This is a genomic window from Chryseobacterium sp. ON_d1, assembly GCF_006829085.1.
Lineage (GTDB): Bacteria > Bacteroidota > Bacteroidia > Flavobacteriales > Weeksellaceae > Chryseobacterium.
In genome coordinates, this window is sequence record NZ_BJTC01000002.1 from 59858 (window position 1) to 77186 (window position 17329).

13 protein-coding genes are annotated in these 17329 nt (G+C 36.3%); 7 read left to right on the forward strand and 6 right to left on the reverse strand.

What is annotated here, in order from left to right:
- The first annotated feature begins 66 nt into the window (after positions 1-66).
- The 4 genes from CRS_RS03640 to CRS_RS03655 all read left to right on the forward strand — a co-directional run bounded on the left by CRS_RS03640 (position 67) and on the right by CRS_RS03655 (position 3850).
- The gene (locus tag CRS_RS03640; protein WP_142722732.1) at positions 67-648 is read left to right on the forward strand and encodes a Crp/Fnr family transcriptional regulator; all 582 of its coding nucleotides are present in this window, start codon (positions 67-69) and stop codon (positions 646-648) included.
- A gap of 76 nt (positions 649-724) precedes the next feature.
- Positions 725-1405 carry a CPBP family intramembrane glutamic endopeptidase gene (locus CRS_RS03645; RefSeq protein ID WP_142722733.1) on the forward strand — a complete coding sequence of 227 codons (681 nt, stop codon included), beginning with the start codon at positions 725-727 and terminating at the stop codon, positions 1403-1405.
- A 142-nt stretch (positions 1406-1547) separates the two neighbouring features.
- A complete protein-coding gene (locus tag CRS_RS03650) occupies positions 1548-2081 on the forward strand; it encodes a hypothetical protein (protein ID WP_142722734.1) in 534 nt (177 codons plus the stop codon).
- A gap of 23 nt (positions 2082-2104) precedes the next feature.
- Positions 2105-3850, forward strand: coding sequence for a CocE/NonD family hydrolase (locus CRS_RS03655; RefSeq protein WP_142722735.1), 1746 nt, complete (start codon positions 2105-2107; stop codon positions 3848-3850).
- 41 nt (positions 3851-3891) lie between these two features.
- Here the strand turns inward: CRS_RS03655 and CRS_RS03660 are convergent, their stop codons facing one another.
- The gene (locus CRS_RS03660) at positions 3892-4347 is read right to left on the reverse strand and encodes a hypothetical protein (RefSeq protein WP_142722736.1); all 456 of its coding nucleotides are present in this window, start codon (positions 4345-4347) and stop codon (positions 3892-3894) included.
- Positions 4348-5685: 1338 nt separating this feature from the next.
- Here CRS_RS03660 and CRS_RS03665 point away from each other — a divergent pair.
- Positions 5686-8418: a M4 family metallopeptidase gene (locus CRS_RS03665; RefSeq protein WP_142722737.1), complete on the forward strand. Its 2733-nt coding sequence runs from the start codon at positions 5686-5688 to the stop codon at positions 8416-8418.
- A gap of 922 nt (positions 8419-9340) precedes the next feature.
- The gene (locus CRS_RS03670; RefSeq protein WP_142722738.1) at positions 9341-11140 is read left to right on the forward strand and encodes a hypothetical protein; all 1800 of its coding nucleotides are present in this window, start codon (positions 9341-9343) and stop codon (positions 11138-11140) included.
- Between the two features lie 110 nt (positions 11141-11250).
- Here the strand turns inward: CRS_RS03670 and CRS_RS03675 are convergent, their stop codons facing one another.
- From CRS_RS03675 to CRS_RS03695, 5 genes are all read right to left on the reverse strand, one after another.
- Positions 11251-11709, reverse strand: coding sequence for an organic hydroperoxide resistance protein (locus CRS_RS03675; RefSeq protein ID WP_142722739.1), 459 nt, complete (start codon positions 11707-11709; stop codon positions 11251-11253).
- A gap of 42 nt (positions 11710-11751) precedes the next feature.
- Positions 11752-13050, reverse strand: coding sequence for an epoxide hydrolase family protein (locus CRS_RS03680; RefSeq protein ID WP_142722740.1), 1299 nt, complete (start codon positions 13048-13050; stop codon positions 11752-11754).
- A gap of 260 nt (positions 13051-13310) precedes the next feature.
- Positions 13311-14117 carry an SDR family NAD(P)-dependent oxidoreductase gene (locus CRS_RS03685; protein ID WP_142722741.1) on the reverse strand — a complete coding sequence of 269 codons (807 nt, stop codon included), beginning with the start codon at positions 14115-14117 and terminating at the stop codon, positions 13311-13313.
- A 74-nt stretch (positions 14118-14191) separates the two neighbouring features.
- Positions 14192-14779, reverse strand: coding sequence for a TetR/AcrR family transcriptional regulator (locus CRS_RS03690; RefSeq protein WP_142722742.1), 588 nt, complete (start codon positions 14777-14779; stop codon positions 14192-14194).
- Positions 14780-15291: 512 nt separating this feature from the next.
- The gene (locus CRS_RS03695) at positions 15292-15651 is read right to left on the reverse strand and encodes a prevent-host-death protein (protein ID WP_142722743.1); all 360 of its coding nucleotides are present in this window, start codon (positions 15649-15651) and stop codon (positions 15292-15294) included.
- 252 nt (positions 15652-15903) lie between these two features.
- On the opposite strand from CRS_RS03695, the gene gndA reads away from it, so the two are divergent.
- Positions 15904-17322 carry an NADP-dependent phosphogluconate dehydrogenase gene (gndA, locus tag CRS_RS03700; protein WP_142722744.1) on the forward strand — a complete coding sequence of 473 codons (1419 nt, stop codon included), beginning with the start codon at positions 15904-15906 and terminating at the stop codon, positions 17320-17322.
- Positions 17323-17329 lie beyond the last annotated feature (7 nt).

Sequence of the window (17329 nt, forward strand, 5' to 3'; positions counted from 1 at the left end):
ATATTTATAATCTGAATAATATCTTCCATATATATTTATTATTTTTACCGAAATTAAAAGCTTAATATGCCCACTCCGCAACAAATCCAGCAAATATTTGCACCTTACTATAATGCTGAAACCAATATTTGGGAGCGTTTTTCAGAAAAAATAACAGTCAGAGAATTTGAGAAAAATAATGTTATAAAAGATTATGATGGGGTAGAAAGATATTTGAATATTGTTGCCGCTGGTTCTGTTGGTTTATTTGTATGGAATGGGAAAAAGGATATTTGCATCAATCTTTTATATGAGCAGAGCTTTATGAGCGATTACTTCTCTTTCCTTAAACAGCAGCCTTCAGGCATAAAAACACAGGCATTGGAAGACTGTACATTATGGTCCATCAGCTATCCGGATCTTAATGAGCTGTATTCCCGGAATGAAACAGGATTGAGGATTGGTAAAGCGATCCCTGAAATACTATTCTTACGAAAACAACAGGATCAGATCAACCTCCTGACACTTAGCCCAAAGGAGCGTTATCTCAATCTTATCAGCCAGCGTCCGGAAATTTTTCAGCGTACACCTCTGAAAATAATAGCATCTTACCTTGGATTGACAGCAGAAAGTCTGAGCCGCCTCAGAAAAAGAGTTACAAAAAAGTAAAACTTACCCATCGTCAATTTTATTTCGCTTTCTTATTGCTAGTTTTGAATATTCTAATATTCAAATAAAAACTTTTATGAAAGAGAAAAAACGATTCCTGAGTATCTCTGTTTTTTATGCCATCGCCATTTTGTTCCGCTATTTGGCTGTTAAAAACAACCTGTTTCATTTTACTGATAATCAGTTGATACAGATTTTACTCCGTGGAATTGGTCCGGCTTTAGGCGCCTTTGCTTCTGCTATGGTATTCAATATCCCGTTAAAACTCTCTTTAAAAGGAAACTATCAGAATATACTTTTGCCATTGCTCATTTTCTGGATATTTCCAATAGTACTTATTGGAACAGTAACCTATATTCAGGAAGCTGAATTTCCTTTTTTGCTGCTTTTCACTGTTTTGGTGTATGGATTACTGGAAGAGATCGGTTGGCGTGGATTTTTGCAGGAACAGCTGAAAGATCTGCCAAAGCTTCAAAGCATAACTATTATCGCTGTTTTATGGTTTATCTGGCACCTGAACTTTGAATTCACCGGTTCCAATATGATTTTTCTCGGTGTCCTGTTTTTGGGAACCTGGGGGATTGGAAAAGTATACAGCAGCACCTATTCATTGCTGGCAGTAGCCGGTTTTCATTCGCTGAATAATTTTTTCAGAAATGGACTCCATGAAAAGGAATTGATTTTAATTACCATATTATTGGCAATCTGGATAGGGTTCATGATCTGGTATAAAAGAAATTATAAAGCTGCTGTTTAAATTTCAGTTCATTAGGAGTATTTATGCTGTAAAAGCCTTTAAAAAAACAAAATGTAATACTTCTGAAAAGACAATTGTCTTACCTGTAAATGTATCCACATAACCCGTTTTCTTATCTGAAGACAGAAAAATGTTGAAAGCTATGATGAATCAAAAAAATATGAAGCAATTGACCAATATTCTAATCATGAGTTTCTGCCTGTTAATCACATCCCTTTGTCAGGCTCAGAAAAAATCGAACCGGCTTATCAATGATTTTATGAAAGTGGAAGGAAACTGGACAGGACAATTAACCTATCTGGACTACAGTTCAGGAAAACCTTATACAATGTCTGCCGATATTGAAATAAAAAGAATTCCGGAAACCCATACGTTTCTTTTCGTTCATACTTATCCCAAAGAAAAAAGTGCGAATAAAACGGATACCGTTACCATCTCAAAAGATGGACAATATATAGGTAAGGAAAAGCTGGTTTCCAGAATAAAACTGCCCAATGGAGATATGAAAATCACCACTGAGAGAAAAGGTAAGGATGGAAACGAAGGCAAAGAAGCCACCATCAGGCAGACTTATACATTAGGGAAAACATTATTTTCTACACGAAAAGATATACTTTTTTCCGGAGAAAAGAGATGGATTAAAAGACATGAATATGTTTACAGAAAACAGTATTAATTGTAATTGTTCAAAATAACCTCATGAAAGTATATACAGTTATTCTCATTATATTGAATCTTTTGCTGACATCACCAGTGCATGCTCAGCAAACATTGTGGGGAAGTCAGCAGGAAAAAGAGGGTATATACAGTATTCAGGACAGTGTGATGATCCGTACAGGAGATGGAGCAGAAATTTCCGCAATGGTAGTGCGAAAAAAAAATGACAATATTCCACGACCTGTAATATTGCAGTTTACAATCTATGTAAGAGATCAGGGACGGGATATACAGTCGCTTAAGGAAGCTGCAGATAAAGGATATGTAGGAGTTATGGCTTATACAAGAGGGAAGCGCTTCAGCAAATCTGAGATTTATCCGTACGAAACCGATGGAAATGATGCCTATGATGTTATTGACTGGATCAGCAGACAGCCATGGTGTAATGGTAAAATAGGAATGTATGGAGGAAGCTACAATGGCTTCACGCAATGGGCAGCCGCTAAAAAGCTGCATCCTGCGTTGAAAACGATTGTTCCTTATGTTGCCAATCGCCCGGGGATGGGGCTCCCTATGGAAAATAATATCTTTATCAATCCCAATTACGAATGGTCCTTTTATATAGGCAACAATAAATATCTGGATAACAAGACAGGTGATGACCGGAAAAGATTCCGGAATATGATGTTCAAATGGTGGGAAGCTGGAGCAGCCTATCATAAGATGGATAGTATTGATGGTACACCGAACCGCCTTTTTCAGCGTTGGATCAGCCATCCCGATTTTGATTCTTACTGGCAGAATATGGCTCCCTATAAAGAGGATTTTGCCAGGATTAATATTCCTGTGCTGGCATTTGACGGCTATTATAATGATTCTCAGAATTCGGGAATTTACTATCTGCGCGAGCTCAATAAATACAGTCCCAAGACACCGGCTTATCTGGTAATTGGTCCTTACGGACATTTCGGAACACAAATGGGAGGACAGGAGACCATTAACGGATATACAGTCAGTAAAAAGGCTTTATTTCCGATCAAGGAATATACCTACCAATGGCTGAATTACATACTGAAAGGAGCTGAAAAACCAGCTTTTTTGAAAGATAAAATAAACTATCAGGTTATGGGAACAGATGAATGGCGAAGTGCTTCTTCACTGGAGGCTATGCACAACCGCTATTTGAAATTCTATCTAAGCTCAGCTAAAGTGAGTGATGAAGGATACCTGCTAAGTCAAAATAAACCTGAATCCAGTACATATTTAGTTCAGAAAGTAGATTTTGCAGACCGTACTGTCAGCAATAATGATTATTATCCGGACCCTATCATTCGGGAAAGTGTATCCGGTAACGGTTATATTTTCATAAGTGAACCCCTGAAGGCTATGCTGGTAAACGAATCATTCCTGGGAAATATCAGACTGAGTATTAATAAAAAAGACGTAGATCTTGGAGTAACCCTTTACGAACTCACCCCGGAAGGTAAATATTTTCATCTTTCGTACTACATCGGCCGCGCAAGCTATGCCAAAGACAATACTAAAAGACAATTATTGACCCCTGGTAAAAAAGAGATGATCACTTTTGAAAATACTCATCTGATCAGCAAACAATTGCAGAAGGGAAGCCGGCTGGTAGTTGTACTCAATGTCAATAAAAATCCTTTTTCAGAACTGAATTATGGAAGTGGAAAAACAGTAACTGCCGAAACCATTGCCGATGCAAAAGAACCGTTGGTTATTCATTGGTTTAATGACAGTTTTATTGAGATTCCTGTTTTACAATGACAAAGATAAGTTTTCGGTAATATTGAGTTTGTCTCAACGAATTATACAACACTTTCACTTGCCATATTCTGCAGTTCTTCTATAAATTCCTTAAGGCTTGTTTTGGGAGGAATATTAAGCTTCTTCCGGATTCTGTACTTTCTGCTATCAACAGCTCTTATAGAACTTTTGGTATACATAGAGATTTTTTGTCCATCCAATCCCAGTTTGATCAATGCGCAAAAATGCAGTTCAGAATCGATAAGAGAAGGACATATAGCTAATAATTCAGATCTGAAGTGAGGAAATAGCGCATCAAATTTGTCCATAAATAAGGGGGAATTGTCTTTGGCCAAATTATAAACACCGTGAAAATCATCTTCCTTAATTGCAATATTACTTATCTGATTATTAAGTTTTTTATTTGCTTTCGTAAGCATTTTAAGATCGGCGTACATATCCTGTCTGCTTTCTTTTAAACTTGAAATCAGAATATCTTTTTGAGAAATAAAAAGCATATCTATAAAAAAAATGGCCAGTAAAAAGAAAAAATTAATGAGCTTCAGAAGCTTAAAATCATAATAGTTTTTTAAAAAACGGCTTGTTATTATAAACCCACAGTCACAGAAAAGACAGACCGAAAAATTAATACATATTATAAAAGATATAAAGAATATCAGTAAGAAATCCTTCTTTAAGTTAAAGAACAGAGGAATAGTGAATAATAAACACAGATAAAAGTATTCTACTCCGGCACGTTTATACGTATAAAGAAAAAGGAAACTTGTTGTGAATGTTAATAAAAGAAAAGAAACTAAGGTCATTGATTTCAGATGCTTTATAAATAATACCGTGATTTTTTCCACACTTATTATCAGAAGATAAAGCAAACTGAGAAAAATTAAAAATATTGATATGACAATATCTTTAAAATATAAAAGGATAAAAATTGAATAAAACATAAATAAGCTAAAAAGAAACAATAGATATCTTTTTACAAATTTTAAATAGTAATCTTCTAAATTCATTGCAGCAGAAATGTTTTCAAAAAAATGATAAATCAAAAAGGTTATTGGCAAGTGATTAAATATCGGATGATCAAATACAATGTTGTTGAATCAATGCATTTAATCCATAAGTAAATCCTTCTGTTAGCCGTAGGATATGGCTTTATTTCGCGCAAAAATATAAGTTAATATTTAAATTCGTTTATAAATAATTCACATGTTTAAGACAATTATTAAATACGTTTTAATCAGAATATCAAAAATTGAATGGATGCAAATGATTAAATCAGAAATAAGGTTTTATGATTATCCTAAGTTTTAAATATTTGACAGATGGTAGAAAAATTATATGGAAAATTCCTGTTTCCATCAGGGTTTTAAAGCCCTGCCGGTGGGTTTGTCATTTTGACTGTTTTTTTTGATAGAAAATTTAATTACTATTCAAGATGTATAGTTTTTTATTCATCTTACCAATTTAATACAGCTTATAATTTTCTTTAATTTTTAAAGAAATAAAGGAGATCTAAAGATCTGTATTTTCAAGTTAAAAAGCAACATATTCCTGTTGTAATTCATTCAAAAAACACTTTTTTTCCTGTGAGCGTATCTATACGTAAGCAATTATTGCGGATTACAAATCTGCCTTTCTATTTTTGGACAACCAATGAACATTATTAAAACTGATTGACAACATCAGCTTCTTTATTCAGAGAGCAATAAGTTAATTTTTAAGCTTACAGAAAAAAGTGGATGTTAATAACAATTTTAATCAGTATAAACAGAGTAAGATCTTTTATTCTGTCCAGTATTTAATAACTATTAACTGTCTAACTAAATAGATATATTTTTATGAAAAACAAACTAACTTTCGCAATTTTTATACCGCTTTTGGTAAGTGGTATTTCAATCAACGCTCAAAGATTCATTGAGCAAAAAATTACCAATGATGATGGCAGGTCAATCTTTGTTACATTTAACAAAGGAACAGATGCCAAAAATCTGGCGTTATCTGATCAGGGAAAATTCTTTTCAGAAATTTTAAATCTTCCTGCGGGATCTAAGTTGGTGAAAACTGAATCTGCAAAATTATTCAGTGACTTTTCTGATGAAAAGTATCAGCTTTATCATGATGGGATCAAAGTGGAGTTTGCCAATTATGTACTGCATTATATAAAAGGTAATCTTGTAAGTATGAATGGGGAAGTGTATGATACAAATGATACAAACATCCACCCGGACCTTTCAGAAGCTGCAGCGCTTAAGATTGCCACAAAGTATGTAGGGGCAAAAGTTTTGATGAATACTACAGAACATGGAAAAGAACTGGGGTATCAGCCTAAAGGGGAACTGGTTTTACTTCCTGTAAAATCTTCCAACGGAAAATTCAGACTTTTGCTGTCTTATAAATTTGATATTTTCTCAGCAGAACCTTTTTTAAGATCTCATGTCTATGTAGATGCCAAATCAGGTGCTGTTCTGCTTAATGATCTGATTATGAAGCATGCCGGAGACAATGCACACGGGATAACATTGGGTAAAAAGGCTTTTATAGGGGCTGAAAATCAGGCGCAAAAAAGCTTTATGCCTTTTGTTTCTGGAAGTGCCCAAACGCTTTACAGTGGAACAAAGACTATTGAAACGACCCTTGTAAATGGAAAATATGTGCTGAAAGATGCTACCAGAGGAGGAGGAGTTAATACCTATACCAACAATAACGGAAGTGAAAACAATCTTGTGAAAAACAATATTACGGATGCGGATAATAACTGGAGCAATGAAATCGGACTGGATGTGCATTGGGGGGTAGAAAAAACATATGACTATTTCAAAGATACATTCAACAGAAACAGTTATGATAATCAGGGTGCGGTACTTAATAGCTATGTTCATGCCGGAAATTCATTCGAAAATGCCTTTTGGTCCGGAAGTGAAATGGTATATGGTGATGGTGGAAGTACCTTCAAACCGCTTGGAGCATTTGATGTGACTGCACACGAACTGGGACATGCAGTATGCCAGTCAACAGCTAACCTGGCATACCAAAAAGAATCAGGGGCTCTTAACGAAGGTCTTTCTGATATTTGGGGAGCGGTAGTGGAAAATGCTTATGCGCCCGAAAAACAAAACTTTTTGATGGGAGAAGATATTGTAAAGGTATCTCCTAACTATCTGAGATCAATGAGTAATCCAAATTCAGGGTTATCCAAACAGCCGGATACTTATAAAGGAACTTATTGGAAAGACGCAAGCAGCAACTGTTCCCCTAATGATAACAATGATTATTGCGGAGTTCACACGAATAGTGGTGTAATCAACTATTGGTTCTATCTGGTAGTAAAAGGAGGATCCGGAACGAATGATATTGGAAACAGTTTTAATGTGAGCGGAATAGGGTTTGAAAAGGCCGCTAAAATCGTATACCGCCTGGAAACTTCTTATCTGACCTCTAACTCTACGTACAATAATACTTTGACATATGGTATTCAGGCAGCAAAAGATCTTTTTGGAGCAGACTCAGCTGAACATCAGGCTGTTCAAAATGCATTTTATGCAGTAGGTCTGGGGCAGGCATATTCTGGCGGTGGAAATTCCACTGATAATCAGGCTCCTACTGCTCCTCAATTGTCTGCATCTTCCACTACACAAAACGCTACTGTATTATCATGGAGTGGGGCTGCGGATAATGTTGCAGTAACCGGATATGATGTGTATAAAGACAATACGCTTTTAAATTCAACCACATCAACTACCTATTCTGTAACAGGATTATCGCCGGCAACATCATATAATTTTACTGTAAAGGCTAAAGATGCGGCAGGAAATATTTCCCCGGCAAGTAATAGTGTAAACGTAACCACTCTGTCCGGAGGAGGAAATACATCATATTGTACATCATCTTCAAACTCTGCTTCGGATGAGTCTATCAGTAATGTTAAATTTGCCAATATTAATAAATCATCAACGGGTACATCAGGATATGAAAACTTTACTTCTGTCATCGGCAACGTAACAAAAGGGAAAACATATCCTATAACGGTGACGCCATATTGGCCAACCTATACGTATGGAGAAGCCTATGCTGTTTATATTGATTATAATGGTGACGGTGATTTTGCTGATTCGGGTGAATTAGCGTGGTCACAGGCAGCAACGATAGCCTCTTCTGTCTCCGGAAATATAACCATTCCAACGACTTCTACTACCGGAGATGTAAGAATGAGAGTAATCCTGAAATACAACTCATTACCGGCTTCTTCTTGCGGAACATTTGATTATGGGCAAGTTGAAGATTATACACTAAGAATAGCTCCGGCTGCAGCTGTTACTTCATTGGTTGATTCTTCATTAGCAGAGAGCAGTAATATAAGTGTGTATCCGAATCCGGCAAAAGACGTTATTAGCATTAAGTCATCTTCCCGTTCGGAGTTTAAATACCAAATTACGGATGCTTTAGGAAAAGTAGTATTATCCGGAAATACAGAGGCTAAATCTATTAAAATAAGCTCTTTACTTCCTGGTGCATACATCATTACATTAGATAACGGAGAAAAACAAAGCACTGTAAAAATAATTAAAAACTAATCACATTTTTTTAGCGCTATATTTTTAGCAATAAAAGCTCATAAGCAGTTGTGAAGTCATTACTTCACAACTGCTATTTTTAAATGATAATTTTTATATGCAAATACCAGATTGTTGGAATATAAAAAATAATCTGAATTTCCGATAACACTAAACACAAATTCACTATACTATTTTAAAGTCTCCCAATTTGATGGAGACTTTTTTTATCACTGATATCTGCTGAATCCGGGTATCTATTCTGCTACAGATATTTCTAAACCGTGCAGCTAAAATGCTTTTTTATTATATAATAAGATTTACCAGAATGAATTCAATTTTTAATTCCTATTTTCCTAAATTGCCAGCTGTATAATAGAGGATCAATATGAATGAAGCAAATAAAAGAAAGATATTTTTTTTATTGAAAACTGTAATTTATACATCAGGATTACTAAGTTTGATACTGGTTTCAAAGTTTTGGATCGGATCTGAAGAAAGTTGGAATACTATGGTAAAAAATGAATTTATTCCGGCTCTTATCACCAGAACTGTTTTTGGGGGCGTAACAGGATTATTCTTTTTAGGTTTATCTTTTTGGATACATTGCAGGTATCAAAAGAAGAGTGCTTTTTCAAAAGAATTGTTTGTATTACTGTTATTTTCTTTATGTCTCAATTTAATTGGAATGTTAAGAATTGCCTGATAAATAATATGAAAGGTTGGGAAATATGCAATATGAAGCTGTAAGTGAAATATAATTGATAATCAATGTGTTATTAAAGAGATTTGAAAGCCGTATAGCTCCTGGTCCTGATTTTATTATGAAAACTTATCTATGAAAGATCAGAATATGCAGCATAAAATTTTCAGATCCTGGTATATTTCGTGCACTGTTGGCTTGCAAATTGATACTACAAAATGTACTGAATTTTGATGACTAATGACTAGATCGACTGCAACTTTACTTTTCTTTTTATGTGGCTTTTTCTTTTTAAACGCACAGGAAAAGAAAGATTCACTGTATTACAAAATAGAGAAATTTTCGGACCAGAGAAAAGTTACCAAATTCCTTCATCGTTTTATATTCCGGAGAGAGCCGGATTCCACTTCTGTTAAATCCAGAACAGAAAAACTCTCACAGGAAACTTATAATAAAAAATATATCCGAAATATCCGGATTGAAACAATAGACCCTTTCGGATATGGATCCAAAGATAATAAAGAAATATCCCGATGGTATGATTGGGTAACGGATCACCTGCATGCTGTTACAAAAGTTTCCACAGTCAGTAATTATTTACTTTTTCAGAAAGGAGAGGAATACAATGCCCAGAAACTTTATGAATCTGAACGTTTGCTGAGAGCAATGCCTTTTATAAACAGGGTGAATATCAGTGTTTCTGACAGTACTTCGGGAAAGGATTCTGTCGATGTGGTGGTAAAAGTTCTGGATTCCTGGAGCCTGAAGCCCAGATTAAGCTATTCCGGAAGCAAGCTGGGTTTGGGAGTTACTGAAGAAAATGTACTGGGACTGGGCCATACTTTTGATTTCCTTTACAGAAATGATTCCAAAGAAAAACAGAATTACGTTTTGGGAAGCTATACTGCCTATAATCTTTTTGGGTCTTATATAAATGCCCAGGTTTTGGGAGAAAGAGATTTTTTCAGAAATGAAAGAATTAATTTCAATCTCAGAAGAGACTTCTTCTCTCCACTTACCAGGTGGGCAGGTGGTTTTACATTTGAATACTTTATGCGGCATGTTTTGCTTCCGATAGAAACTGACACCGCTTTTCCGGAAGTTCAGATCAAAGTGTATAATCAGGATTTATGGGGGGGATACCAGATTCCCGTTTCTTCTGATCCCAGTGAAAAAGTATCCAGCAATATTGCAATAATAGGAAGGTTTCAGAACTATCAGTACAAGGACAGTCCCGGTATCGATCAGTATAAATATTTTAGTTCCTATAACAGTTTTCTGATGTCTATAGGGTTTATTCAGAGAAACTTTTCAGTTCAGAAGAATATTTTCCAGTATGATTTGCCGGAAGACGTTGCCTACGGTAACTCGGTCAATATTATTGCAGGAGGTTTATCAAGAAATAAAGAAGTGAATCCATACGTTGGGATTTCTGCATCTTACGGCCGTTTTACTAAGATGGGATACTTCACAGTAAAAGCTCAGTTTGGAAGGTTTTTTAATGAAGACAGCCAGAACAGGGAGTCTTTCCGCTTTGACGGAACTTATTTTACAAATCTTATGGATTGGAAATTCGCCAAAGCCAGACATTTCTTTTCCCCAACGTTAGCACTGGGAAACCCACAGCATAATTACTCTTATAAAGATAGGATAAACCTTTCATCCCCGGACGAATTTCCGGTTTACAGTTCAGATTATATCGGAACTAAAAAGCTTGTTCTAAGATATCAGCTTCAATTATTTATTAATAAAACCTGGAAGAATTTCCATTTCAGCCCTTATCTGACAACCGCTGTCGGATGGTTGGGAATGCCTGATGATAAATTATTTAAAACAAAGACCAACACAAAAATCGGAATCGGTGTTTTAATCAATAATCCCTATCTGGTGTTCAACAGGATTCAGATTTCTTTCATGTATTATCCTAGCGTTCCTTTTGATAATAATTCAGTCTTTGATTTTAACAGTAACCGGAATAACCTGTTACCGATGAACAGTTTTGCAACGGATATTCCGCATTTTGTGAATTTTGGAAATTAATGATATCAGATTAAACGGATCAAAAACTTTTTCTTCTGTAAATAAAAAACCTTCCTTACCCAAAGGCAGGGAAGATTTTCAATCAGAATGTTATTATAATATTCTGAACATTACACCACCACATCAATCTTCACATTGATATTACCCCGCGTCGCTTTTGAATAAGGACATGTTGCATGGGCAGTTTCCACTACTTTTCTGGCTTCATCTATCGGCAGACCAGGTAAAACAATCTGCAAATGTGCCTGCAGAAAAAATCCGTCATCATGGGTTGCCAGATCTATTGTGGCATTGACAGACAGATCTGAAGGAAGATTGACTCCCAGTTTAACAGCTCCCAAATGCATAGCTCCGATAAAACATGCTGACCATCCGGCTGCTAGTAACTGTTCCGGATTGGTTCCGTTTCCCTTTGAACCTGGAGAAGTCAGTTCAATATCCAGTTTGTCATCACTGCTTTTTGCCTGTCCGTTGCGGCCTCCTGTTACAATAACATTACCGGAGTATAAAACTTTGCTGATGTTCACTACGGTTGTATTTTCTACTTCCTGAATGGTATTTAATTCCATATTTTTATTATTTAGATTGAATGATATTTATTGATACTTTTATTAAAGCTTTTTTCTTACCTCTTTGAAAGCGGCCCTAAGCTCTTCCGTAAAGATCTGTGGCTGCTCCCAGGCTGCAAAATGTCCGCCCTTAGGTGCTTTATGGTAATAATATAAGGTTGGATAGGCACTTTTTGACCAGCTTTCCGGAGCCTGATAAATTTCATGAGGAAATACCGAAATGGCTACAGGAACCTTAATATCTTTTGTCTTTTGTGCTTCTGCGCTGAAGTTGTTTTTATTATTTTCCCAATAGAAACGTGAAGAAGATGCTCCTGTATTGGTAAGCCAGTAAAGGGTAATATCATCAAGGATAGCATCACGTCCTATTACATTTTCAGGATGAAGGTCACTTTCACTCCATTCGGCGATCTTCTCATATAGGAATGCTGCCAGAGCACCTGGAGAATCGGAAAGTAAATATCCTGTTGTCTGTGGACGCGTTACCATCATTCCTCCATACGCTGCATTTCTTCCAAAGAAAGTACTCATGGCATTATAAGCCTTTGTTTCCGAAGCTGAAAGTCCGGATGGGGCAGGGTCACCGGCATTGATAGGTTTTACGAGTTCAGCAGGAATAGTAGCCGGCATTGTAAGATGGATACCCAGAAGTCCTGAAGGAGCCTGTTTGGCCAGTGCATCAGATATTACGGATCCATGGTCACCGCCTTCAGAAACATACTTTCTGTAACCAAGCCTTTTCATGAGTACATCCCAGGCAAAGGCAACACGGTCGGGGTTCCAGCCCTGTTCTCTGGGAATTTCTGAAAAGCCATATCCCGGGATGGCAGGTATGATCACATCAAATGCATCACTTGCTTTACCTCCGTATTTTACCGGATCAGTTAACGGACCTATAGCATCAATAAATTCCAGAGGAGACCCTGGCCAGCCATGAGTAAGGATCACCGGCATTGCATTGGGCTCTTTTGAACGTACATGGATAAACTGAATATCAAGTCCATCGATATTGGTTACAAACTGCGGGAGAGCATTCAGTCTGTTTTCCACTTTTCTCCAGTCATATCCATTAGCCCAATAGGTCATCAGCTCTTTTAACTGCTCAAGCTGAATTCCCTGAGAAGCGTCTTTTACGGTCTCTTTATCTGGAAAACGGGTTTCTGAAATACGTTTTTTAAGATCATCCAGCTGGGATTGCGGAATACTGATGTGAAAAGGACGGATACTGATATCTGGTTTTGATGATAGAGCAGCAGCCTTATTATTTTGCGCTTTAGAAATAGCAGGGGTTCCTAAGATAAAAGTTGCTGCTAACAGGATTGTTGAAATTGTTGTTTTCATTGCGTTGTAGTATTAGAGTTTAAATCTGTTTTCTTTTTTGATGAGACAAAATTATGCTCTGGAAAAATCCTGAGAAATAAGTAATTTCCTGGAACAGTCATATTTCATGACGAAATAGACATTCAGGGAGGTGAACAGGAAAATGATCAATGATGAAATAGAAAACTGAGAAAGGAATCTGGCTGCTGGTTTCAGAAAAGATAAAAAATAAGCTCTGTTTATAACAAACAGAGCTTATTTTTTATCAATATATTTTTGAATTATCCGTGAGCTTCTACGGATACATCGTTCCATTCTTCCCAAATTTTTAACCGTTGCTCATAGTTGTGTTTTACAAATGGAAGAGCTACTTTTCCCAATAATAAACGCAATGGAGGATGTTCCGTTTCTGCTAATTTTATAATTGCGGGAACTGTAGCGTCGACATTTCCAAAAGAAGTTTCAGATTCTGCGAAAGCCTTTTTAACACCATCATAAACAGGGTTGCTTTGGGTATTGATTCCTGTATGCCAGATATTGGATGCATAACCGTTAGGTTCTACCAAGGTCACATGAATTCCAAATCCTTTTACTTCTGCCGCCAGCGTTTCACTCAAGCCTTCAATAGCAAATTTAGAAGCATTGTAAAGTCCCATGGTAGGTAAAGTCGCCAATCCTAGGATTGAAGAAACCTGAATAATATGGCCGCTTTTCTGATCTCTCATAATGGGAAGTACTGCCTGGGTAAGCCATAAAGTTCCGAAGAAATTGGTTTCAAACTGTGCTCTGGCTTCCTGCTCGTTCGTTTCTTCAATAGCACCTGTTAATGCATATCCCGCATTATTGATCAGAATATCAATGCTGCCGAAGTATTGATGTACTTTCTGAACTACAGCTAAAGATTCTTCCCGTTTGTCAACATCTAAAGTCAACGGGAGTACAGAATCTCCGTATTTTTCTTTTAGTTCATTCAGTGTTTCTACATTTCTGGCAGTGGCTGCCACTTTGTATCCTTTTGCTAAAAAGGCTTCTGCCCAGGCTTTTCCAAAACCTTTTGATGCTCCTGTAATTAAAACTGTTTTTGACATTTTTTTGTTTTTTAATTAATTGTTGTGATAGTATTTTATATTGTGACCGATCGGTCATTTTTTATTTAAAAAAATTACAGGCTGTTCTCCTGTATAATTTTTTTAAGATTATGGCCAATAACTTCTATTTTGGCATTCTTCCCGGACATTCTTGCCATGAGATGTCCACCTTCAAGCATTGCAAAGAGAACGGTTGCAAAATCTGAAGCATTCCAGTCTGCCCTGAATTCTTTATTGACAATTCCTTTTTCTATAATGCCGGAAAGCAATTCTTCCCCTTGTCTGATCCCCCGGTTTACTCTTTCTTTTACAATAGGATTGGTGTCGTCAGCTTCCGTCCCAAAATTTAACAGCGGACAGCCTCCGACTATCGGAGGATGATTGGGATCACTGAAAAAATCGATATAGGCAAATAATTGTTCTTTAGCAGTTTTGAATCTGCTTAAGTGCTTCTGAAGCTTATCATTCAGCATTTTCATATTATGTTCAACAGCTGCGCAGGCGAGAACTTCCTTATTCTCAAAATGAACATACATGCTGCCTTTTGACAATTGGGTTGCCTCCATAATATCACTCATAGAAGTGGCAGCAATTCCTTTTGTATTAAAGATAGGAGCCGCTTTTTCTATAATGAACTGTCTGGTTTCTTCACCTTTTGTCATGATGAGTAAAAATTAGGATACAAATATATGACCGATTGGTCATAAAAGCAAAAGAAATTTCATATTTTTTTATCAAGTAAAATAGAATAAGCCCCAAATGTAGAAAACTTAACGGTTTTTTACGATGAAAAAGCTAAAGCTGATATACTGTATATGGCAATGCAGAGCAGAGATAAGATATGTTTAAATCAATTTACAAAACTCCAGTCACTCAATTCTCATGAGTAATAATAGATGTAGCTGGCGGTTAAAGTCTGTAAGGTTTAAACTGTTGATATCAGATATTCTAAAGATCAAAAGTCTATTGGATATAGAGTGGCTGTATTAAAAAGGATTATAAATAATTTCCTGAAGTAAGGAAAATTGATGGATATACTTGTAACACCTAGAGCTACAAAATTCCTTTATTAATAACGCAGTGTTTTTTGACATAAAATACCAAATGGTGTTGGTATAGTTGTTTCCTGAGAATTGTCCCTCCACGACAATAGAGGGACGATCCCCTGAACAGCTTAATTAAGCTGATAATTTGCAATGACTAAACTCAGAATGAAATGAACATAATTCTGTTCTACTTCTTTTCTGTTAATCAATTTGTTTTTGTACTCGTAAGAATTCAGATCTCTGGATAATTTCTGATAGGTTTCAAAATCATCACCTTTGATCTTTACTCTTATATTGCCATCCTTCCTGTTGATAATAACATCATCTAAAGTTCTTACCTTAAACAAAACTTCACATAATGTAGGGCGGGCCTTCATGGACCCGATATATCTTTCAACTATATTAATCTTGAACGAATCAAATATGATATTATTAAAAACGATTTTAGAATTAGGCTCCTGAGTGTTGAGTTCAAGTTTATAGTTCATTACTTTATAAATTTTGGCAAATATAAGTTTAATTATGCCAAAAAACAGACTGTTTTAATAGATCATTACCATAATAATGATTGAATTTTATTCTTTAAGCCCAAAATCATGTGAAAATGTGAATATTAGCAACTCATCGATAAGTACAAAACATCATACCAAAGAACTTTTTCTTTCCTTTTATTTTTTTCCTTATAGGCATTTGCGTAATTTTATTCTCTGTATAACAAAATTCATATTAATACCAATATAATGGAAAGATATAGTTATGGAATGGTTGGCCTTGGAGTAATGGGGCGAAATCTGCTTTATAATATCGCTGACAATGGTTTTTCAATCGCAGGATTCGACCTTGATCAGGAAAAAGTTAAAGAATTGGAGGAAGGAGCTGCTGCAGCGATGAAAGTAAAAGGGATAGGCTCTTTGGAAGATTTCGTATCAGCGTTGGAAGTTCCGAGAAAAATTATTCTTATGGTTCCTGCAGGAAAACCTGTAGATGCAGTACTGGAAAATATTACCCCGCTTTTAAGTGAAGGTGATATTGTCATTGATGCAGGGAATTCTTATTTCGAAGACACCAACAGACGTGTTGCTGATCTGGCATCCAAAAAACTGCATTTTATGGGAATGGGAGTTTCAGGAGGTGAAAAAGGAGCCAGAACGGGACCCAGCATTATGCCGGGAGGAGATCTTGAAGCTTTTAAACTTTTGAAGCCAATGCTTGAAGCTATTGCAGCAAAAGTTGATCATGAAGCCTGTACGGCCTATATGGGAAAAGGATCTGCCGGAAACTATGTGAAAATGGTGCACAATGGTATTGAATATGCAATCATGCAGCTTATCAGTGAGGCATACGATCTTTTAAAAAGAGGAGCCGGCTTAAATAATGATCAGCTGTACCATGTCTTTAAAGAATGGAATAACGGCGAAATGAATTCATTCCTTATTGAAATTACAAGAGATATTTTCACTCAAAGAGACTCTTTGACTGATAACTATCTTGTTGATCAGATCTTAGATAAAGCGGGAGCAAAAGGCACCGGCAAATGGACCTCAGAGCAGGCCATGGAAATCGGGGTCTCTATACCCACTATCGATATTGCAGTAACCTCTAGAATTTTATCCGCATATAAAAATGAGAGAGTCCAGGCTTCCAAGCTCTATGCTGATAATGAGATCACAAAACCGGAAGATACGGAACTTTTCATTAAAGAAGTAGGGGATGCCCTTTTCCTTTCAACATTGATCAGCTATGCACAAGGTTTATCTTTACTGGTAAAGGCCTCTGAAGAATATGGTTTTGAAATTCCGCTGAAAGATGTGGTGAAGATCTGGAGAGGAGGATGTATTATCCGTTCCGTATTGCTGGAAAAATTCTATTCTGCCTATACTAAAGATCCTAATCTTTCTAATATTCTTCTGGATCAGGAGATTTCTGAGCTGGTAAAATCAAAAATCAAAGCCCTGAGAAAGACAGCAGGATATGCCGTGTCAAACGGAATTTCCAGCTTAGGAATTCAGACAGCGTTGGGGTATTTCGATGCTTATACTACAGAATCTCTTCCTGTAAATCTTATTCAGGCTCAGCGTGATTATTTCGGGGCCCACACTTATCAACGTATTGACAGAGAAGGTGTTTTCCACACTTCTTGGCAAAGTGCAAACAATTAAAATTCGG